1 protein-coding gene is annotated in these 410 nt (G+C 48.0%); it reads left to right on the top strand.

The features are described from left to right. The coding region (locus MCQ_RS04675) for a crossover junction endodeoxyribonuclease RuvC (protein ID WP_245256379.1) at positions 1–410 on the top strand (410 nt) is incomplete at both ends.

Genomic DNA, 410 nt, shown 5'->3' with positions numbered 1-410 from the left:
GTGAATAACACGATTCTTTGTTTTGATCTAGGAACCAAAACGGGGTGGGCGATACGTGGTGAGGATGGTCACATCTTCAGTGGCACGGTGAATTTTCAATCACGCCGTTTTGAAGGCGGTGGGATGCGTTATTTACGTTTTAAGCAATGGCTTACAGACATGAAGGCAACCGCCCGTGGCATTGATGCGGTGTATTTTGAAGAAGTGCGCCGGCATGTTGGTACAGACGCGGCGCATGTTTACGGTGGTTTATTAGCAACCTTAACAGCTTGGTGTGAACATCATCAGATACCGTATGAAGGCGTACCAGTTAGCACGATAAAGAAAGCGACGACAGGCAAGGGGAATGCGTCGAAAGAAGAGATGATACAAGCGGTGCGTGCGAAAGGTCATGCACCTAAAGATGACAA

Source organism: Candidatus Bartonella washoeensis Sb944nv (assembly GCF_000278135.1).
Taxonomy (GTDB): domain Bacteria; phylum Pseudomonadota; class Alphaproteobacteria; order Rhizobiales; family Rhizobiaceae; genus Bartonella; species Bartonella washoeensis.
The sequence above is the reverse complement of the archived record's forward strand: the minus strand, read 5'-3'. Positions and strand labels throughout refer to the sequence as shown.